Source organism: Paraburkholderia sp. RCC_158 (assembly GCF_041355255.1).
Lineage (GTDB): Bacteria > Pseudomonadota > Gammaproteobacteria > Burkholderiales > Burkholderiaceae > Paraburkholderia > Paraburkholderia graminis.
On the sequence record NZ_JBFUPM010000002.1, the window covers coordinates 582,663 to 602,982 of the forward strand.

The 20,320-nt window shown below is 62.9% G+C and carries 17 protein-coding genes; 13 read left to right on the forward strand and 4 right to left on the reverse strand.

Going from position 1 to position 20,320, the window contains the following annotated elements; translation table 11 throughout:
* Window positions 1-543: 543 nt before the first annotated feature.
* From der to AB6809_RS07020, 10 genes are all read left to right on the forward strand, one after another.
* A complete protein-coding gene (gene der / locus AB6809_RS06975; RefSeq protein ID WP_371026148.1) occupies window positions 544-1,881 on the forward strand; it encodes a ribosome biogenesis GTPase Der in 1,338 nt (445 codons plus the stop codon).
* Between the two features lie 142 nt (window positions 1,882-2,023).
* The gene (hfq, locus tag AB6809_RS06980; protein WP_006051315.1) at window positions 2,024-2,260 is read left to right on the forward strand and encodes an RNA chaperone Hfq; all 237 of its coding nucleotides are present in this window, start codon (window positions 2,024-2,026) and stop codon (window positions 2,258-2,260) included.
* A gap of 72 nt (window positions 2,261-2,332) precedes the next feature.
* Window positions 2,333-3,505 (forward strand): GTPase HflX, encoded by a 1,173-nt coding sequence (hflX, locus tag AB6809_RS06985; RefSeq protein WP_114156720.1) that lies wholly within the window; start codon window positions 2,333-2,335, stop codon window positions 3,503-3,505.
* Window positions 3,506-3,554: 49 nt separating this feature from the next.
* Window positions 3,555-4,967 (forward strand): FtsH protease activity modulator HflK, encoded by a 1,413-nt coding sequence (hflK, locus tag AB6809_RS06990; RefSeq protein WP_053858425.1) that lies wholly within the window; start codon window positions 3,555-3,557, stop codon window positions 4,965-4,967.
* A gap of 12 nt (window positions 4,968-4,979) precedes the next feature.
* Window positions 4,980-5,882: a protease modulator HflC gene (gene hflC, locus AB6809_RS06995; RefSeq protein WP_371026149.1), complete on the forward strand. Its 903-nt coding sequence runs from the start codon at window positions 4,980-4,982 to the stop codon at window positions 5,880-5,882.
* A 45-nt stretch (window positions 5,883-5,927) separates the two neighbouring features.
* Window positions 5,928-6,119: a DUF2065 domain-containing protein gene (locus AB6809_RS07000; RefSeq protein ID WP_006051319.1), complete on the forward strand. Its 192-nt coding sequence runs from the start codon at window positions 5,928-5,930 to the stop codon at window positions 6,117-6,119.
* Window positions 6,120-6,343: 224 nt separating this feature from the next.
* Entirely contained in the window at window positions 6,344-7,495 is a 1,152-nt protein-coding gene (locus AB6809_RS07005; protein ID WP_371026151.1) for an ATP phosphoribosyltransferase regulatory subunit, read from the forward strand.
* Window positions 7,496-7,739: 244 nt separating this feature from the next.
* A complete protein-coding gene (locus AB6809_RS07010; RefSeq protein ID WP_006051321.1) occupies window positions 7,740-9,086 on the forward strand; it encodes an adenylosuccinate synthase in 1,347 nt (448 codons plus the stop codon).
* A 3-nt stretch (window positions 9,087-9,089) separates the two neighbouring features.
* Window positions 9,090-9,680, forward strand: a complete 591-nt coding sequence (locus AB6809_RS07015) for a phosphoribosyltransferase (protein ID WP_006051322.1) — start codon at window positions 9,090-9,092, stop codon at window positions 9,678-9,680.
* A 254-nt stretch (window positions 9,681-9,934) separates the two neighbouring features.
* A complete protein-coding gene (locus AB6809_RS07020) occupies window positions 9,935-11,821 on the forward strand; it encodes a potassium transporter Kup (RefSeq protein ID WP_029967434.1) in 1,887 nt (628 codons plus the stop codon).
* Between the two features lie 147 nt (window positions 11,822-11,968).
* Here the strand turns inward: AB6809_RS07020 and AB6809_RS07025 are convergent, their stop codons facing one another.
* Window positions 11,969-14,320, reverse strand: coding sequence for a Tex family protein (locus tag AB6809_RS07025; protein ID WP_371026153.1), 2,352 nt, complete (start codon window positions 14,318-14,320; stop codon window positions 11,969-11,971).
* A 142-nt stretch (window positions 14,321-14,462) separates the two neighbouring features.
* Window positions 14,463-14,732, reverse strand: a complete 270-nt coding sequence (locus AB6809_RS07030) for a hypothetical protein (RefSeq protein WP_175130925.1) — start codon at window positions 14,730-14,732, stop codon at window positions 14,463-14,465.
* On the opposite strand from AB6809_RS07030, the gene AB6809_RS07035 reads away from it, so the two are divergent.
* The 3 genes from AB6809_RS07035 to AB6809_RS07045 all read left to right on the forward strand — a co-directional run bounded on the left by AB6809_RS07035 (window position 14,710) and on the right by AB6809_RS07045 (window position 18,378).
* A complete protein-coding gene (locus AB6809_RS07035; protein WP_371026154.1) occupies window positions 14,710-15,570 on the forward strand; it encodes a hypothetical protein in 861 nt (286 codons plus the stop codon). The genes AB6809_RS07030 and AB6809_RS07035 overlap by 23 nt on opposite strands.
* A 248-nt stretch (window positions 15,571-15,818) precedes the next feature.
* A complete protein-coding gene (locus tag AB6809_RS07040; protein ID WP_006051328.1) occupies window positions 15,819-16,037 on the forward strand; it encodes a DUF465 domain-containing protein in 219 nt (72 codons plus the stop codon).
* Between the two features lie 64 nt (window positions 16,038-16,101).
* On the forward strand, window positions 16,102-18,378 hold the full coding sequence (locus tag AB6809_RS07045) for an ATP-dependent DNA helicase (RefSeq protein ID WP_371026155.1): 2,277 nt from the start codon (window positions 16,102-16,104) through the stop codon (window positions 18,376-18,378).
* 169 nt (window positions 18,379-18,547) lie between these two features.
* On the opposite strand, the gene AB6809_RS07050 is transcribed toward AB6809_RS07045, so the two are convergent.
* Complete coding sequence (locus tag AB6809_RS07050; protein WP_081652994.1) at window positions 18,548-18,808, reverse strand: hypothetical protein; 261 nt, start codon at window positions 18,806-18,808, stop codon at window positions 18,548-18,550.
* Window positions 18,809-19,041: 233 nt separating this feature from the next.
* Window positions 19,042-20,292 carry a JmjC domain-containing protein gene (locus tag AB6809_RS07055; protein WP_371026156.1) on the reverse strand — a complete coding sequence of 417 codons (1,251 nt, stop codon included), beginning with the start codon at window positions 20,290-20,292 and terminating at the stop codon, window positions 19,042-19,044.
* Window positions 20,293-20,320 lie beyond the last annotated feature (28 nt).

The window sequence follows — 20,320 nt, forward strand, 5'->3', positions numbered from 1 at the left end:
CGCGCGTTTTTTGAGGCGCATAGTAGTGGCAGCGTCGTTGAGCGCGCCGACGCAGGCGACGCTGGCAACCGACACCGCGCGTGCAACATCGCGAGGTAAGTAAGCGATTCCACCGGACTGGCTGAGCCGGTGAGAACGAAAAGCGCTGCGAAAGCGAGCGGCACAATCGCTGCGAATAACAGCGATCGGCCGCGAACGGCGAACACAGCAGCGCATGAACGCGATGCAGTCGAGCGATGCACGCAAGCGATCAACAAAAGCAGCACGCGTGACGCCGCTTGTTTCTTGCGGTGCCGCAGTCAGCCGCATCACAAGACACGCAGCGTAGCCGGCGAACGAACCGCCTGCAGCAGGACATGACCTCGCAGCCGATCACGCTGCGCATCAGCCAAACCCCCGTCCGCCTCGGCGCGCATCTGGACAGCGCATCCGGGGCTGGCCGAATTCGTGATAATTTTCGTCAAACGCTGCCGTGTAGCGGCGCAATGGCGTCGCTATGCGGACGGTCGATTCCGATCCGCGTTTCACCGTGAACAACATCTGATGAAACCCGTTATTGCCCTCGTCGGGCGCCCCAATGTGGGGAAATCCACGCTGTTCAACCGCCTCACGCGTTCGCGTGACGCGCTCGTCGCCGACTTGCCCGGCCTCACCCGCGATCGCCACTACGGCGAAGGGCGCACTGGTGAGCGGCCGTATCTCGTCGTCGACACGGGCGGTTTCGAGCCGGTCGCGAAAGACGGCATCCTGCACGAGATGGCGCGCCAGACGCGCCAGGCGGTGGAGGAGTCGGACATCGTCGTGTTTATCGTCGACGGCCGCAATGGTCTCGCGCCGCAAGACAAGTCGATTGCCGATTATCTGCGCAAGACGGGCCGGCCGATTTTCCTCGTCGTCAACAAGGCCGAGGGGATGAAGTACAGCACCGTTGCCGCCGACTTCTACGAACTCGGTCTCGGCGATCCGCGCGCGATTTCGGCCGCGCACGGCGACGGCGTCACCGAAATGATCAACGAGGCGCTCGGCGTCGCGTACGCGGGCCAGCCCGAAGAGACCGACGAGGACAAGGAAGCGCGCGGCGCGAAGATCGCGATCGTCGGCCGTCCGAACGTGGGCAAGTCGACGCTGATCAATGCGCTGGTGGGCGAAGAGCGCGTGATCGCATTCGACATGCCCGGCACCACGCGCGATTCGATCTACGTCGACTTCGAGCGTCAGGGCAAGCCGTACACACTGATCGACACGGCAGGTTTGCGCCGCCGCGGCAAGGTGTTCGAAGCGATCGAAAAGTTTTCGGTGGTCAAAACGCTGCAGTCGATTTCGGACGCCAACGTCGTCATTCTGCTGCTCGACGCGCGCCAGGATATTTCGGAACAGGACGCGCACATTGCCGGCTTCGTGGTCGAGCAGGGCCGCGCGCTGGTGGTCGGCGTGAACAAATGGGACGGGCTCGATTCGCATGTGCGCGAACGCACGAAAGCCGATCTGGAACGCAAACTAAAATTCCTCGACTTCGCCAAATTCCATTTCATTTCCGCTGCGGAAAAAACGGGAATCGGTCCGCTCATGCGCTCGGTTGACGACGCCTACGCCGCGGCAATGTCGAAGCTGCCCACACCGAAGCTGACGCGCGCGCTGATCGAGGCGGTCGAGTTCCAGCAGCCGCGCCGACGCGGTCCGGTGCGGCCGAAATTGCGTTACGCGCACCAGGGTGGACAGAATCCGCCGATCATCGTGATTCACGGCAACGCGCTCGACGCGATCACCGAAACGTACAAACGCTACCTTGAAAACCGCTTCCGGGAAACTTTCAAGCTGACCGGGACTCCATTGCGAATAGAGTTCAGATCGTCGACGAACCCTTACGCGGACAAAGGCTGAAACCCGCGTGTGCGTTGGGTTTGGCCGCTTCGGCAGGGGCCCCGCGCGAAAACGAAAATCGGCTATAGTGTAGCGGTTGACGGCAGATACCTTTTCTTCTGTCGTCAATTCAGTCAACCTGCAAAAAAATACGGAGTTTGCTATGAGCAACAAAGGGCAATTGTTACAAGACCCGTTTTTGAACGCACTGCGTAAAGAGCATGTGCCGGTGTCGATCTACCTGGTCAACGGCATCAAGCTTCAAGGGAACATCGAATCGTTCGACCAGTACGTCGTGTTGCTCAGGAATACGGTCACCCAGATGGTCTACAAGCACGCAATCTCGACTGTCGTGCCAGCCCGTCCGGTGAATTTCCACCCGGATTCCGAACAGTCCTAACCCCCGTCGCGGCCGGCATAGCGTCGCCCGTTGGCGATTACTTCCGGCCGCCTCATTTTGATACCCTCCAATTTGATCAATGCAGCGCTTGTCGGCATCGACTTCGGTAAGATCGATTTCGAAGCCAGTCTCGAAGAACTCAGCCTGCTCGCGCAAAGCGCGGGCGCGAATCCTCTAGTCACCCTCACCGGGCGCCGGGCGAGTCCCGACGCAAAGATGTTCGTCGGCAGCGGCAAGGCCGAAGAACTGCGCCTTGCGTGTGAGGCCAACGACATCGAACTCGTCATCTTCAATCACGCTCTTGCGCCTGCCCAGCAGCGCAATCTGGAGCAAGCGCTTAATCGGCGCGTGATCGACCGCACGAGTCTCATCCTCGACATTTTTGCGCAGCGCGCCCGCAGCCACGAAGGCAAGCTGCAGGTGGAGCTCGCGCAATTGCAGTATCTGTCCACGCGGCTGATCCGTGCATGGACTCACCTCGAGCGGCAAAAAGGCGGTATCGGCTTGCGCGGGCCTGGTGAGACGCAGCTCGAAACCGACCGCCGGCTGATCGGCGAGCGCATCAAGGCGCTCAAGTCGCGGCTCGAAAAATTGCGCCGCCAGCATGGCACGCAGCGCCGCCAGCGCTCGCGCAATCAGACCATGTCGGTGTCGCTCGTCGGCTATACGAATGCGGGCAAGTCCACGCTCTTCAATGCGCTGACGAAGGCGCAGGCGTACGCGGCCGATCAGCTTTTCGCCACGCTCGACACGACTTCGCGCCGTGTTTATCTCGGCGACGAAGCGGGGCAGGTGGTGGTGTCCGATACGGTCGGCTTCATTCGCGAACTGCCTCACCAACTCGTCGCGGCGTTTCGCGCCACGCTCGAGGAAACGATCCACGCGGATCTGCTGCTGCATGTCGTGGATGCTTCCAGCGCCGTGCGTCTCGATCAGATCGATCAGGTGAACGAGGTGTTGCACGCAATCGGTGCGGACACCGTCCGGCAGGTGCTCGTGTTCAACAAGATCGACGCGGTGCCCGAATTGGCGGCCCGCGGCGAGGCGGTCGAGCGAGACGAGTATGGTAATATTTCGCGCGTCTTTTTGAGCGCGCGCACGGGGCAAGGGCTGGACACATTGCGCGCTGCCATCGCTGAGATCGCTACTGCCGAACCTCTTCCCGACACGCTGCTGGACTCGTCGGAAGAAGACCGGTCGGCAGCACCACGCGAGCACCGCAAGGTTCCAGAACTCGGGCACTGACCCGTTCCAATTGCACTGACCCGCTGTCTACTCTGGTGAACGAACACAGGTGAACGATTACAACGAGCGGAGTATCTGGCTGCGCATGCGCGCCATGCTTTCACTGAACGATCCGCGCTGGGGCCGTGGCGATGGCAATGGCGAGCGCCAGCGGCCCGTCGAGCCCAAGCGGCCGCAGGCCAAGGAAGGTGAAGGTCCGCCCGATCTCGACGAGATGTGGCGGGATTTCAACCGTCGTTTGAGCCGGATGTTCGGCCGCAAGGGCGGCGGTGCCGGCGGCGGCCGTCCGGACAACGGTCGTGGCGCGCGCATCGGCGTCGGCATCGTGATCGGCGTGCTGATCGCCATTTATCTCGGCAGCGGCGTGTTCGTGGTGCAGGACGGCCAGGCCGGCGTGGTGATGCAGTTCGGCAAATATCGCTACACGGCCGCGCACGGTGTGCACTGGCGTTTGCCGTATCCGTTCGAAACGCACGAACTCGTCAATGTCGGCCAGATTCGGCAGGTGGAGATCGGCCGCAACAACGTCGTGCGTCTTGCGAACGTGAAGGACGCGTCAATGCTGACGCACGACGCGGACATCGTCGACGTTCGCTTCGCCGTGCAGTACCAGATCCGCAAGCCGACCGATTACCTTTTCCGCAGCGTCGATCCCGACCAGAGCGTGATGCAGGCCGCGCAGGCCGCAGTGCGCGGCATCGTCGGCGCGCGCAGCACACAAGACATTCTTGGTCAGGATCGCGAAGCAATTCGCCAGCAATTGATCGCGGCAATCCAGAAATCGCTCGATCAGTATCAGTCCGGTCTCGCTGTCACGGGCGTGACGATCCAGGCGGTGCAGGCGCCTGATCAGGTGCAGGCCGCGTTCGACGACGCCGCGCGCGTGCGTCAGGAAAACGAGCGTGCGAAGCGCGACGCGCAAGCCTATGCAGCCGAGCTTCTTCCGCGCGCACAAGCGGACGTGGCGCGCCAGATCGACGACGCGAAGAAGTACAGCGACAAGACGGTGGCGCAAGCGCAAGGCGACGCGGACCGCTTCAAGGAAGTCTATGCGCAGTACTCGAAGGCGCCCGCTGTGATTCGTCAGCGCATGTATCTGGAAACCATGCAGCAGATCTATTCGAATACGACCAAGGTCTTTGTGGACAACAAGAGCGGCAACAACGTGCTGTATCTGCCGCTCGACAAGCTCGTCGAGCAGAACCGTCAGCGTGTGGCAGATGCCGCGGCAGCCGCGGCTGCATCGGGCGCCGCAGCGGCGGGTGCGTCGCAGCCGGCGAATTCGTCGGGTGCCGTGGCGGCGCAGGCGAATGCCGCATCGGCTGCCGCCGCATCGACGGCTGCTTCCGGGTCCGCATCCGCAGCCGCCGCCACGCCTGCAAGCCGCGCGGCGGCGAGCAGCGACGCGCTGCGCTCGCGCGAGTCCTTCCGCAGCCGTATGCGCGAAGACGACGTTCAATAAGGAGCGCAGAACATGAACAAGATCATTGCGCTCGTCATCGCGGTTGTCATCGTGCTGTTCGCCGCTTCGTCGATGGTGGTCGTTGTCGACCAGCGCCATACGGCGGTGTTGTCGTCGCGCGGCGACGCGGCGCCGGCGTTGCTCGGGCCCGGACTGCACGTGAAGCTGCCGCCGCCGTTGCAAACGGTGACGCTCGTCGATAGCCGCATCCAGTCGCTCGATGCGCCGGACGAAGACCGCTACGTGACCGCCGACAAGAACGATTTGCTCGCGAACCCGGTCGTCAAATATCGCGTGACCGATCCGCTGAAGCTGCTCGCCGAAACGAAGGGCGACGTGCAAAGCCTGCCCGAGCGTCTCGCGCTCGTCGCGCGCGGTGCGCTCGGCGACGCATTCGGCAAGTACACGCTGGCCGATGCGCTCGCCAAACAGCAGACACTCGCCGACGAAGCGCGCGGTGCGATGGACAAGACGGCGGCGTCGCTCGGTGTGTCGGTGGTGGACGTGCAGTTGACGCGGGTCGATTTTCCGGCCGCCATGGCCGACTCGGTCTACAAGCGGATGATCGCCGAGCGCCAGCAGATCGCGGCCGACGAGCGCGCGAAGGGCGCCGCCGAAGCCGACAAGATCAAGGCCGACGCCGTCGCGCAGCAGCAGGCCATTCTGGCTAACGGCTACGGCCAGGCGCAGACCATCAAGGGCGAGGGCGATGCGAAAGCCGCCGAGATCGCCGCGCAGGCGTACGGCAGCGACCCGGAGTTCTATCAGTTCTATCAAAGCATGCAGGCGTACCGGAACACCTTCAAGCCTGGCGACGTGATCGTGGTCGACCCGAGCAGCGAGTTTTTCCGCTTCATGCGTAGTCCGACCGGCGGCGCAGCCCCGGACGCTTCCGCGGCCTCGCGCAAACACTAATAACCCGGAACGCCGCGGCATTCGCATCGCGGCCCCTTCTTTCGCATGGATATAGTCGGCTCGTTACTGCTCGCGATCGCGTTGATGCTGGTTATCGAGGGGATGTTCCCATTCGTTTTTCCGAGCGCGTGGCGCGACACGTTCCGTAGAATAGCGGAACGGCCCACGCATCAGATTCGTATCGGCGGCCTGATCGTCATGCTGCTGGGGCTGATCCTGCTGTTTTTCGTGACTTGACGCGGAGCGTGGGGCGACACGCGATGCCTCAGCGTGAACAAGCCCGCGATGTTTCCGCATCGACCGCCGCGTGTTTCGACAGGCGCTCTTCCTGCGTAGCGACTGCATGAGCCGTACGCTTCCGCCGCCGTCTGCCGAAGCCGCCGCAATCGAGTCCGAGCCCGCCATTCACACTTACTACCGGCGCATTGTGCCGCCGTGTTCAACGTCGTAGGACTGTATCGATGTCGACCTGGTTACTTCCCGAGAACATTGCCGACGTGCTGCCGTCGGAGGCCCGCAAGATCGAAGAATTGCGGCGTCGTCTGCTGGACCGTTTTCGCTCGTACGGCTACGAGATGGTCATGCCGCCGCTGCTCGAATACATCGAGTCGCTATTGACGGGCGGCGGGCACGATCTGAACCTGCGCACCTTCAAGCTGGTCGATCAGTTGTCCGGACGCACGCTCGGCCTGCGCGCCGACATCACGCCGCAGGTCGCGCGTATCGACGCGCATCTGCTGAACCGTCAGGGCGTCACGCGTCTTTGCTACGCCGGGAATGTCGCGCATACGCGGCCGCGCGGTCTGCACGCGACGCGCGAGCAGATTCAGATCGGCGCTGAAATTTACGGTCATGCGCGCCTCGAGGCCGACCTGGAAATCCAGCAACTGATGCTCGATGCACTGCATCTCGCGGGCCTGGGCAAAGTGCGCCTCGATCTGTGTCACGCGGGCGTGCTCGCGGCGTTGATCGAAGCGGAGCCGGCCGCCGCCGAACTCGGCCAATCGCTTTACGACGCGCTGGCGGGCAAGGACGTGCCGCGGCTCGTCGAATTGACCGCGAATCTTTCGGCCGTCACGCGCGATGCGTTGCGCGCGCTGCCTTCACTCTACGGCGACGCGTCGGTGCTCGAAGAAGCGCGCGCGCGTTTGCCGAATGCGCCGGCCATCGCACGCGCGCTCGACGACCTCGCATTCCTCGCAAGCCAGGTCGAAGGCGCCGAAGTGATGATCGACCTCGCGGATTTGCGCGGCTACGCGTATCACAGCGGCGTGATGTTCTCGGCGTATGTCGACGGCGTGCCGAACGCGGTCGCGCGCGGCGGCCGTTACGACCACGTCGGCCAGGCGTATGGCCGGGCGCGCGCGGCGACAGGCTTCTCGCTCGATCTTCGCGAAGTCGCGCGCATTTCGCCCGTCGAAGCGCGCAGCAGCGCGATTCTCGCGCCCTGGCAACACGACGACGCGCTGCGCGTGAGCGTGGCCGCGTTGCGCGACGCCGGTGAAGTCGTGATCCAGGCGCTGCCCGGTCACGAACACGATCTCGACGAATTCGCGTTCGACCGCGTGTTGGTCGAGCGCAACGGCGCATGGACCGTCGAACCGCGCTCGTGAGCGCGTTTTAATAGCGTCGCTCACGGTTTTTTCGCGGACACATCGAGGCGCGCAGCAGTTGTTCCGCATGCGTCGCCGGACATCGCGCGGCTATTGGCTACCCTCGGCCAACATCGGCCACCACCGGCCGCGCTCCTTTCACGATACCCACCATAACGTGCATGCCGTTGAGCGGAAACGGAAAAATTCCGGAAGCGTCCGCGAACATAGGTAAAATACGTTTTTAACCAGCTTACGAAACAACATGTCTGCCAGCGCAGTGAATGTGAACCCCGGGCGTAACGTCGTCGTCGTGGGAACCCAGTGGGGTGATGAAGGCAAGGGCAAAATCGTCGACTGGCTGACGGACCACGCTCAAGGCGTCGTTCGCTTCCAGGGCGGTCACAATGCCGGCCACACGCTTATCATCGGCGGCAAGAAAACCATCTTGCGCCTGATCCCGTCGGGCATCATGCATGCCGGCGTCGCGTGCTACATCGGCAATGGCGTCGTGTTGTCGCCGGAAGCGCTGTTCAAGGAAATCGGCGAACTCGAGGCCGCAGGCGTCGACGTGCAGAACCGCCTGTTCATTTCCGAAGCCACCACGCTCATCCTGCCGTATCACATTGCCATCGACCAGGGCCGCGAAGCGCGCCGTGGCGCGAGCAAGATCGGCACCACCGGCCGCGGCATCGGCCCGGCTTACGAAGACAAGGTGGCGCGCCGCGGCTTGCGCGTGCAGGACCTGTTCGAGCCGGAGACTTTCGCCGAACGTCTGCGTGAAAACCTCGACTATCACAACTTCGTGCTGACGCAGTACCTGGGCGTCGCCGCTGTCGACTTCCAGCAAACGCTCGACACGATGCTGAGCTACGCCGACCGTCTGAAGCCGATGGTGACGGACGTGTCGCGCCGTCTGTACGACGCGAACGCCGCCGGCAGCAACCTGCTGTTCGAAGGCGCGCAAGGCACGCTGCTCGACATCGACCACGGCACCTATCCGTTCGTCACGTCGAGCAACTGCGTCGCGGGCGCGGCAACGGCAGGCGCGGGCGTCGGTCCGCAAAAGCTGAACTACATTCTCGGCATCACCAAGGCGTACTGCACGCGCGTCGGCTCGGGCCCGTTCCCGAGCGAACTGTACGACGCGGACAACGCCGCGCGCCAGGAAGCGATCGGCCTGGAACTCGCCACCGTCGGCAAGGAATTCGGCTCGGTCACCGGCCGTCCGCGCCGCACCGGCTGGCTCGACGTCGCCGCGCTGCGCCGCTCGATCCAGATCAACGGCGTGTCGGGCTTGTGCATGACGAAGCTCGACGTGCTCGACGGTCTCGACGAAGTGAAGCTGTGCGTCGGCTATACCGTCGACGGCAAGAACGTCGATCTGCTGCCGCGTGGCTCGTCGGAAGTCGCGCGTTGCGTGCCGGTGTACGAAACCTTCGCGGGCTGGAAGGAAAGCACCGTCGGCATCAAGGAATGGGACAAGCTGCCGGCGAACGCGCGTGCGTATCTGTCGCGCGTGCAGGAAGTGGCGGGCATTCCGATCGACATGGTGTCGACCGGTCCGGATCGCGACGAGACCATTCTGCTTCGTCATCCGTTCAAGGCTTAAGCGATGGTGCAAGGTGTCCCCATGATTGCGATGAAAGATCCGCGCAACGACGATAAAAACCTGTGGGTCGGCTGGGACGAGTATCACCGGCTGATCGAATTGCTGGCGCTCGCCGTGCATGAATCGGGCTGGAAGTTCGACAAGATTCTGTGCCTCGCGCGCGGCGGTTTGCGCGTGGGCGACCAGCTTTCGCGCATCTACGATTTGCCGCTGGCTATTCTCGCAACCAGTTCATATCGCGAAGCGGCCGGCACGGAGCAGGGCGAACTCGACATCGCGCAATACATCACGATGACGCGCGGTGAACTGCACGGCAACGTGCTGCTCGTCGACGACCTCGTCGATTCCGGCGTGACGCTCGCACGTGTTCAGCAGCATCTGAAGGAACGCTATCCGGCCATTACGGCGGTGCGTTCGGCGGTGCTCTGGTACAAGGGCTGCTCGAAAGTGAAGCCCGACTATCATGTGCAGTACTTGCCGACCAATCCGTGGATTCATCAACCGTTCGAGGAGTGGGATACGGTTCGCCCGCATAACCTCGGCGCGTGGATCAAGCGCGGCATGGCGCAAGCGCAGGAGTCCTCGGAAAATTGATGCCTCAAAAGCGCATCGTAGCGGAGCCCCATAGGGCTCCGTTTTTTTATGCGCTGGCAACAACGCGCGGCGCTTCGCCCGCGCGCAGTGACATTCGCCGCACGAGACGTTACGCAGCAGACGCGCACATATCGCAGTGCTACACTGCGCGGACCATCCACGTGGTGTATCCACAATAAGCTGGGCGGTCTCAGGCAGGCGGTTTAGAATAGCGGTCGCTTTTTTCCGCCCAGGAAACGGATTTCCTCGCGTTTATGACAGATAACAATCACGTGCACAAACAGCCACTACCTTCGCTCGCGCTCGCCGCGATCGGCGTGGTGTTCGGCGATATCGGCACGAGCCCGCTGTACGCGCTCAAAGAGGCGTTCAGCCCGTCGCATGGCATTCCGCTGACCGATCAATCCATCCTGGGCGTGATCTCGCTGCTGTTCTGGGCCATCGTGATCGTCGTCGGCATCAAGTACGTGCTGTTCGTGATGCGCGCGGACAACAACGGCGAGGGCGGCGTGCTCGCGCTCATGGCGCTGGCGCTGCGTTCGCTGGATGAGAAATCGAAAATGGCCGGCCTGCTGATGATGCTCGGCATTTTCGGCGCCTGCATGTTTTACGGCGACGCGGTGATTACGCCCGCCATTTCGGTGATTTCCGCCGTCGAAGGTCTCGAGATCGCGGCGCCTCATCTGTCTCATCTCGTGTTGCCGCTCACCATCGTGATTCTGATCCTGCTGTTCTGGATCCAGCGGCATGGCACGGCCACCGTCGGCCGTCTGTTCGGTCCGATCATGGTCGTGTGGTTCGTCGTGCTCGCCGTGCTCGGGCTCTGGCATATCGTGCAATCGCCGACTGTGATCCGCGCGCTGAACCCGTATTACGCGTACTCCTTCATGGCCGCGCACGTGTTGCAAGCGTATGTCGTGCTGGGTTCGGTCGTGCTCGTGCTGACGGGCGCCGAGGCGCTCTACGCGGATATGGGCCACTTCGGCGCGAAGCCGATCCGCATGGGCTGGTACGTGCTGGTCATGCCTTCGCTGGTGCTGAACTACTTCGGCCAGGGCGCGCTGCTGATGCACGACGCCAAGGCAATCGAGAATCCGTTCTTCCTGCTCGCGCCGCAGTGGGCGTTGCTGCCGCTCGTCGTGCTGTCGACGGTGGCGACGGTGATCGCGTCGCAGGCGGTGATCTCGGGCGCGTATTCGTTGACGAGCCAGGCGATTCAGCTCGGCTACGTGCCGCGCATGAAGATCCTGCATACGTCAGAGCTTGCTATCGGCCAGATTTATGTGCCGGTCGTGAACTGGATGCTGCTCTTCATCATTCTGTGCATCGTGATCGCGTTCAAGAGTTCCGATAACCTCGCGGCCGCGTACGGCATCGCGGTGACGGCGACAATGGTCATCACCACCATCCTCGCGTGCGTCGTGATGGTGAAGGTGTGGAACTGGAACAAGTTCCTGGTTGGACTGATCATCGCCGTGTTCATCACGATCGACTTAGGATTTTTCGGCGCGAATCTGCTGAAGGTGGAAGAGGGCGGCTGGCTGCCGCTCGGCATTGGCGCGTTGCTGTTCTTCCTGCTGATGACGTGGTTCAAGGGCCGAATGATCGTCAAGGAACGCACGGCCGCCGACGGTATTCCGCTGATGCCGTTCCTGCAAGGGCTGCTCGCGCATCCGCCGCACCGTGTTTCGGGTACGGCGATCTACCTCACCGGCAGCGATACGCTCGTGCCGGTCAGCCTGCTGCACAATCTGAAGCACAACAAGGTGCTGCATGAGCGCACCATCTTCCTGACCTTCATCACGCGCGACATTCCGTATGTGAACGACGCGGAGCGCGTGACGGTGAGGAACATCGACGGCGGTTTGTATCTCGTGAAGGCCGCGTACGGCTTTAATGAAACGCCGGACGTGAAGGCCGTGCTCATGGAAATCGGCCGCACACACGACATGACGTTCGAGTTGATGGACACGTCGTTCTTCCTCGCTCGCGAAACGGTCGTGCCCACGCAGTTGCCCGGCATGTCGGTGTGGCGTGAACGTGTGTTCGCGTGGATGCATCAGAACGCCGCGAAGCCGACCGACTTCTTTAGTATTCCCGCGAATCGCGTGGTGGAGTTGGGAACGAAGATCGAGATTTGACGGACGGCGCAGTAGCCCGCAGTAGCCGGCATTAGCTCTAACGAAAAAAACCCACGCATTGCGTGGGTTTTTTGTTGGCGGCCCGTGAGAGACGGCGTGCATTCAGCGGCGCGGCATAAGCACTTCGCACACCGAACGCAGAGGCGCTTACTTCTGCTTGAGCTTCGCGAATGCCGCGGCCATTGCGCCGCCCGGTTCGGGTTCACGCGAGCGCGGCTGCGGCGCGCCGCGTCCATTGCCGCCGCCCGCACGGCCGGAGCCGCCGCGATCCTGCTGCGCACCGCCGCCACTGCGCGTTGCGGCCGCGCCGAACTCGTCGTCCAGACGCATGGTCAGCGCGATACGCTGGCGCTTCACATCGACTTCGAGCACCTTGACCTTGACGATCTGGCCGGCCTTGACGACTTCGTGCGGGTCCTTGATGAACTTCGTCGACATGGCCGACACGTGCACGAGACCATCCTGATGCACGCCGACGTCGATGAACGCGCCAAACGCCGCGACGTTCGTCACCACGCCTTCGAGCACCATGCCAGGCGTCAGGTCGCTGACCTTCTCGACGCCTTCGCGGAACGTCGCCGTCTTGAACTCAGGGCGCGGATCGCGGCCCGGCTTTTCGAGTTCGAGCAGAATGTCGCGCACGGTCGGCAGACCGAAACGATCGTCGACGAATTCGGCGGGCGACAAGCCGCGCAGCGCGTCGCGATTGCCGAGCACTTCGCCGGCATGCTTGTTGATCTTCGCGAGAATCCGTTCGACGACCGGATACGCTTCCGGGTGCACCGACGAGCGGTCGAGCGGATTTTCGCCGTTGTTGATGCGCAGAAAACCGGCCGCCTGTTCGAAGGTTTTGTCGCCGAGACGCGGCACCTTGCGCAAATGCTCGCGCGAAGGGAACGGACCGTTCGCGTCGCGATAGTCGACGATGTTGCGAGCCAGCGTGGCGTTGAGCCCCGACACGCGCGCGAGCAACGCGACCGACGCCGTATTCGCATCCACGCCGACCGCGTTCACGCAGTCTTCGACCACGGCGTCGAGCGAGCGCGCGAGTTCGCGCTGGTTCACGTCGTGCTGATATTGGCCGACGCCGATTGCCTTCGGCTCGATCTTCACGAGTTCGGCGAGCGGGTCTTGCAGACGCCGCGCGATGGACACCGCGCCGCGCAGCGACACGTCCATGTCCGGGAATTCCTTTGCCGCGAGTTCGGACGCCGAGTAGACCGACGCGCCCGCTTCCGACACGACGATCTTTTGCAGCTTGAGTTCGGGATGACGCGCGATCAGTTCGCTCGCGAGCTTGTCCGTTTCACGCGACGCCGTGCCGTTGCCGATGCTGATCAGCTCGGCCTGCGTCTGCGCGCAGATGCGCGCCAGTTTCGCAATCGAGCCGTCCCAGTCGCGGCGCGGCTCGTGCGGATAGATCACGTCGGTGGCGAGCACCTTGCCCGTCCGATCGACCACCGCGACTTTCACGCCGGTGCGCATACCAGGATCGAGACCGATCACGGCCTTGGGGCCCGCCGGCGCGGCCAGCAACAGGTCCTTCAGATTGCGCGCGAACACGCGGATCGCCTCGTGTTCGGCTTCCTCGCGCAGATTGGTCAGCAGTTCGTTTTCGATGTGCGGCTGCACCTTCACGCGCCAGCACCAGCGGCACACGTCCGACAGCCATTTATCGGCCGGACGGTTCTGATTGGCGATGCCAAAATGACGCGCGATCAGCGCCTCGCCCGGATGCGGCACCTGCGCGTCCAGTTCTTCGCCGAGGCCGAGCTTGATCATCAGCACGCCGGCATTGCGGCCGCGGAACAGCGCGAGCGCGCGATGCGACGGCACCGTGCGGATGGTTTCCGCGTAGTCGTAGTAATCGCGGAATTTTTCTTCTTCAGCGCTCTCTTTGCCTTCGACCACCTTCGACGACACCACGCCCTGATTGAACATGTAGTCGCGCAGCTTGCCGAGCAGATCAGCGGTTTCGCCGAATTGCTCGGAGAGGATGTCGCGTGCGCCGTCGAGCGCGGCCTTCACGTCGGCGACGCCTTTCTCGGCGTCGACATACGCGGCGGCTTCGGTTTGCGGGTCGAGCAGCGGATTGCCGAGCAGCGCATCGGCGAGCGGCTGCAGGCCGGCTTCGCGAGCGATCTGCGCGCGCGTGCGGCGCTTCGGCTTATACGGGAGATACAGGTCTTCGAGCACCTGCTTGCTGTCGGCGCCCTCGATCGCGGTGCGCAGCTCGTCGGTGAGCTTGCCCTGTTCGTCGATGCTCGCGATGATCGCCGCGCGCCGGTCTTCCAGTTCGCGCAGATACAGCAGGCGTTCCTCGAGGTTACGCAGCTGCGTGTCGTCGAGATTGTCGGTCACTTCCTTGCGGTAGCGCGCGATAAACGGAACGGTCGCTCCTTCGTCGAGAAGTTGCACCGCGGCCGCGACCTGGCGCGGCTGGACGGACAGTTCGGCGGCGATGCGCTGTACGATCTTGAGTGCTACGGTTTCCGTCATAAGCTCTTGGGTTTCCTGCGGACTCGGTCAGGGGCCGTGCGCCGGCGGCGCCTCGCACACACACGAGGCGCCGGGCACGCAGTGCGTGCGCGCTGCGACCAGTTTGCTAGAGCGGGGCATTTTGCCACAAATGCCAAAGGGCTCAACCGCGCGGGGGTGATAGAATTTCGGGCATGTTCCGTTGACCCTCTCTGACGTTGCCAATCACGTTGCCAATCTCCTTTTTGTTCAACCGCCAAGGCTCGCGCCCGGTTTCCCGCTCGCCACATTTGCCGCTGTTCGCCGCGCGCTGGCCGTTTGCTTCGCGTGTAGCCGGGTCGCGTCGTGCCGACCTTTTCGCGTGGGTTTCCAGCAGAACGTTGATGGCGTCTTGCGCAGCGTCGGCGTGCATGATGGCTGCGGCGCTGGCCATGTCAGAGCCTGCTGCGGCGCAATCGGTGACGCCCGCGGCCGCATCGGCTGTGCAGGGCAGCAGTGCCGGCGGTGATGCGAATGCCGCTGCCGACGGTGCAAGCAGCACCGCGGCGCTGGACACCGAATTCGACGCGCGGCAGAGAACGCTGGATCAACGCACCGAGGAAAACAACTATCGCTATGGCGTCGCCGAGCATGACTGCTACAGCACGTTCTTTGTCAATCACTGTCTGAACAAGGCGCGCGATCAGATGCGCACGGTTCAGGCGCAGATCCGCAAGGAGCAGTTGGCACTCGACGGCGAGCAGCGTGCCGAGCGCGCGCGCAAGCGCGACGAGCAGGCGGCGATCAAGCGCGCACAAGACGAGGCGAGCGCGCCGCAGCGTGCTGCCGAAGACGCGCGCAACGCCCAGGCTTACGAAGACAAGCAGCGCCAGCACGCGCTCGACCAGGCGCAGCGCAGTGCCGAGGCGCCGCAGCGCAGCGCCAACGCCGAGGCCTACGAGGAAAAGCAGCGTCAGCACGCAATCGACCAGGCGAAGCGCGGCATCAGCCCGTCGCAGGCGGCTGCCAATCAGCGGGCTTACGATCAGAAGCAGAGCGACTTCCAGCGCAAGCTCGACGAGGCTCGCAAGCAGGGCGCGCAGAAAGCGCAGGAGCGCGTCGAGAAGCAGCAGAGCTTCGAAAAGAAACAGGCCGAGGCCGCGCAGCACCGGGCCGATGTCGAAGCGCGCCAGAAGCAGGCCGCCGAAAAGGCCGAGCAGAAACGCCAGGAACAGTTGAGGCAGCAGAAGCAACTCGAAGAGCAGCAGAAACAGCAACAGCAGCAACAGTAGCGAGCCGCGCCGTGCGCAGTGCGTGTGACATGCGTATGGCGTTGAATGGCGCTTGCATGGTGCTGGTATCGCACCCATCCGCACGGTGGGTGCCATGCGGTTGTAATATCGCAGTAGTGCACGCAGTAGCCAGCGCGCGCCGTAGTGCAGACAGTCGCCGTAACGCGTTTTGAGCCGGACAGCAACCTCAGGCAACGGGCTGAACATCGCGAACATGCAGCCCGTGTCACAGTCGAGCGGAGGCGAGCATGCGCGATCAACATCACGTCATCAACGCGGACACACTTCGCGACCGGATTCTGCAACTGCAATCGGAGCATAGTGGGCTCGACCGTTTGATCGACCGAATATCGGATGAGCCCGGCATCGACGACTTCGAGTTGCAGCGCCTAAAAAAGCGCAAACTCAAAGTCAAGGACACCATCATCTTGCTGCAATTGCAGCTCGAACCGGACGCACGCGCCTGAGTTCGCGGCCTGGCAGGCGCCGGGCGCGCGCCGCGCGAGCCGGACTTTGCAGGAAACGCTTGCCTTGAATTCACCGCTTGAAACTTCGCTTGAAACTTCATCACGCGCGAGTGCCGCCGACAGCGCCTCTGACACCGGCACACCTGCGCCGCGTCCCGCCGCGCAGGCGCTGAGCGCATCGCTCGATCCTCGCCGCGCCGCGGAACTGAACGACATCTTCGCCGACAACGGTTTGCTGGCGCGGCAGATCGACGGCTATCGCTCACGGGCGTCGCAAATCGAAATGTCGCGCGCCGTCGCTGCTGCCATGGAAGCATCGGGCCGCGCGATGCCCGAGCCCGCGATGTTCGAGGCGCAGAAACGTCCGGCGCGGCGTCTGCAAACTGCCGGCGCGGATGCCGCAAGCGAGACCGTCGAAGCGGACGAAGCAAAGGCGCTCGACGGCGCCGAGAACACGCTGATCGTCGAGGCCGGCACGGGCACGGGCAAGACCTATGCGTATCTGGTGCCGGCCATGCTGTGGGGCGGCAAGGTGATCGTCTCCACGGGCACCAAGCACCTGCAGGACCAGCTCTTTCAGCGCGACATTCCGACCGTGCGCGACGCACTGGCGGTGCCCGTGTCGGTGGCCATGCTCAAGGGCCGCGCGAACTATCTGTGTCACTACTATCTGCAGCGCACGGCCGATAACGGCCGCTTGCCGTCGCGCCAGGAAACCTCGTATCTGCAGGACATCGTGCGCTTCGCGAAGATCACGCGAACCGGCGACAAAGCCGAGCTCGCGAGTGTGCCGGAAACGGCGGCGGTGTGGTCGATGGTCACATCGACGCGCGACAACTGTCTCGGCCAGGAGTGTCCGCATTACAAGGACTGCTTCGTGATGCAGGCGCGCCGCGAGGCGCAGCAGGCCGACATCGTAGTGGTGAATCACCACCTCTTTTTCGCCGACATCATGCTGCGCGACACCGGCATGGCCGAGCTGCTGCCCACGGCCAACACGGTTATCTTCGACGAGGCGCATCAGCTTCCCGAAACGGCCACGCTGTTTTTCGGCGAGACGCTTTCCACCGCGCAGTTTCTCGAACTCGCGCGCGATTCGGTGGCCGAGGGCTTGGGGCATGCCCGCGACGCCGTCGACTGGGTCAAGCTCGGTTCGACGTTGGAGCGTGCCGCGCGCGACGTGCGGCTTGCGTTCAAGGAAGATTCGGTGCGCTTGTCGATCGGTCAGTTGCCCGACGATCACCCGTTGTTCGCCGCGCTCGAAGCGCTCGAAGCGGAGCTCGATGCACTCGAGTCCGCGCTCGCCGGACAGGCCGAGCGCGCCGAGTCGATCGGCGCCTGTTTGCGCCGCGCGCGCGAGTTGCAGGGCGTGCTGGCCGGCTGGACGACTCCGCCTACCGAGTTCGAACGTCAGACTGCGGATACGGATCGAAGCGCTTCCGCCGAAGCCAAAAACGAGCGCGCCGATCCGAACGAAAAAGTGCGCTGGATCGAAGTCTTCGCGCACACGGTGCAGTTGCATGAGACGCCGCTCTCGGTCGCGCCGATTTTCGCGAAGCAGCGCGCCGGCGTGCCGCGCGCGTGGATCTTCACGTCGGCCACGTTGTCGGTGCGCGGCGACTTCACGCACTACGCCGCGCAAATGGGCCTGAACGCCAAACGTTCGATGACCTTGCCGAGCCCGTTCGACTATCCGTCGCAAGGGCTGTTGTATGTGCCGCGTAATTTGCCGCAGCCGTCGTCGCCGATGTTCACCGACGCGGTGTTCGACGCGGCCTTGCCGGCGATCGAAGCCTCGGGCGGCGGCGTCTTCATGTTGTGCACGACGTTGCGCGCCGTGGACCGCATCTCCGCGAAACTGCGCGATGTGATCGAGGCGCGCGGCTGGAACTATCCGCTGCTGGTTCAGGGCGATGCGAGCCGCACGGAATTGCTCGATCGTTTTCGCGCGTACGGCAACGCGATTCTTGTCGGCAGTCAGAGCTTCTGGGAAGGCGTCGACGTGCGGGGCGACGCGCTATCGCTCGTCGTGATCGACAAGCTGCCGTTTGCGCCGCCCGACGATCCGGTTCTGTCAGCGCGGCTCGATGCGCTCACGAAGAAAGGTCTGAGCCCGTTCGCGGTTCATCAGTTGCCGCAGGCTGTCATTACGCTCAAGCAGGGCGCAGGGCGGCTGATTCGCGCGGAAACCGATCGCGGCGTGCTGATGATCTGCGATACGCGTCTCGTCGATAAACCTTATGGGCGCCGGATCTGGCAAAGCCTGCCGCCGTTTAAGCGTACGCGTGAAATCGAGGTCGTCCGCGAATTCTTTGAAGAGAACGACAAAGCCGCGCAATAGGCAAAATGGCATAGCCGTATTTCCACGCCGCGAAAACGACGCTGGAATAACGGCGCTGAAATAACAAAACGCCACGGATGTGAGTCCGTGGCGTTTCGCTTTACCGCTCGGGAAATCGAGATGATTTCCCGATGCGGTTTTCGCCCGAAGGCGAACCCTACGCGACAGCTTACTGGCTTGCGCCCGAAGCCGGAGCAGCAGCCGAAGCAGCAGCGCCTGCGTCCGAAGCAGCGGTCGAAGCCGAAGCAGCAGCGTCGCTCGCAGCAGCAGCCGCACCCGATGCAGCAGCAGCCGAATCCGAAGCAGCGGCAGCCGGTGCCGAAGCGGCAGCTGCGTCGCTAGCCGGTGCAGCGGCCTGATCGTTGCTCTTGTTGCATGCAGCCAGTGCCACAGCTGCCAACAGGGATGCTACGAGGAGGGATTTCTTCATGATCACGTCCTTTTATGGTTAAAGGTAAGCAACAGCGCAAAATAATACCGGTAATGTGCTCCAACACCGACTTCGGCCGCTGGTGGAGACGCTCTTTTGACGAGCAGGAATCTTCCCTACGGCTTGGGCGGAAATTATATGCACTTTCGTACTGACAATCCATAAATCCGGGGTCAATACGTTGTCTTTCTCATACAAAATTTCACTGTACTGTGTATAACAGACACGCGAGGCTAGGCAAGCTCGCCCATCCGTATCCAGCCCGCACGATACCACTCGTGTAGCCGTGCTGTCACCGACGAATCGTGTGAGAGTGTTACAAAGCGTTTCGCACTCAGACATCGGTGATCTGCGAGATCAAAGAGCCACTTTTTCGAGCCGCCAAACGGAAATTTCTCTCCGTTTATGAAGAAAAAGCGGCGGTTGTACAACAAACTCGTCTTGCGGTCCAGTCGCACCCCGGACTTCGATGCTTCACTGATAAAACGCGCTTCGTTGAGCGGCCTTTGCGGCGGATCAAAGACGACACTCGGCTTGGGTTCGCTGAGATATGTGCCAAGGAACGACGCAATGTCCTGCTCATTCCATCTGACCTCAGCAAGGATTGCGCCAACCCGTTCGACGAGCGCCGCGGGCAGTTCCGCCGGCCGGTCGACGGCGGGCTGCTGGGGATCGCGGTAAAGCGCGCCGGTCCGGCCGTTCTCTTCGCCGCGCTCGGCCAGATGGTAAAGGAACTGCGCCGTCAGCTCGCCCGCCGACGGCGCGCGAAACCCGATCGAGCAGGTCATGCATTCGCCCTCGGCGACGCCGTCGTGTGCGATATGCGGCGGCAGATACAGCATGTCGCCGGGCTCCAGCACCCACTCTTGTTCTGCCTCAAAGTTCTGTAAAACTTTCAACGGCAAGTCCGGCTGCAGCGTCAGATCTTTCTGCGCGCTGATGCGCCAGCGCCGCTTGCCTTTTACTTGCAAAAGAAACACATCGTAGGAATCGAAGTGCGGGCCCACGCCGCCGCCGTCGGTCGCATACGAGATCATCAGATCGTCAAGGCGCGCGTCGGGAACGAAGCGGAAGCGGTCGAGCAGGGCGCGCGCGCGGTCGTCGTGCAGATCGACGCCTTGCACGAGCAGCGTCCACGCACGCCGCTTCAGCGACGGCAGTTCGTCGGGCGCGAACGGGCCATGCTCGAGTTGCCATTTATTGCGAAAGTGCGTGATGAGGCGCGCCTCGACGTCGTCTTCGTCCGCGAGTTCGAACAACTCGTCGCGCGAAAGCGGCGCTTCGACGTTGGGAATTGCCTGGCGGATCAATAACGGCTTTTTCTGCCAGTAGCGGCGCATGAATTGCGACGGCGTGAGGTTGCCGAGCAGCGGCGTGGGCGTGTCGGGCGAGGGCGGGAAAATCGCGGAAGCCGGCTTTGCAGCCGGTGAAGAATTGCGTGCCGAAGCTGCTTCGGCCGGGTGGTCAGTGGGCCGCTTGGGCATCGTATAATGTGAGTTGTATTCTGGAGAA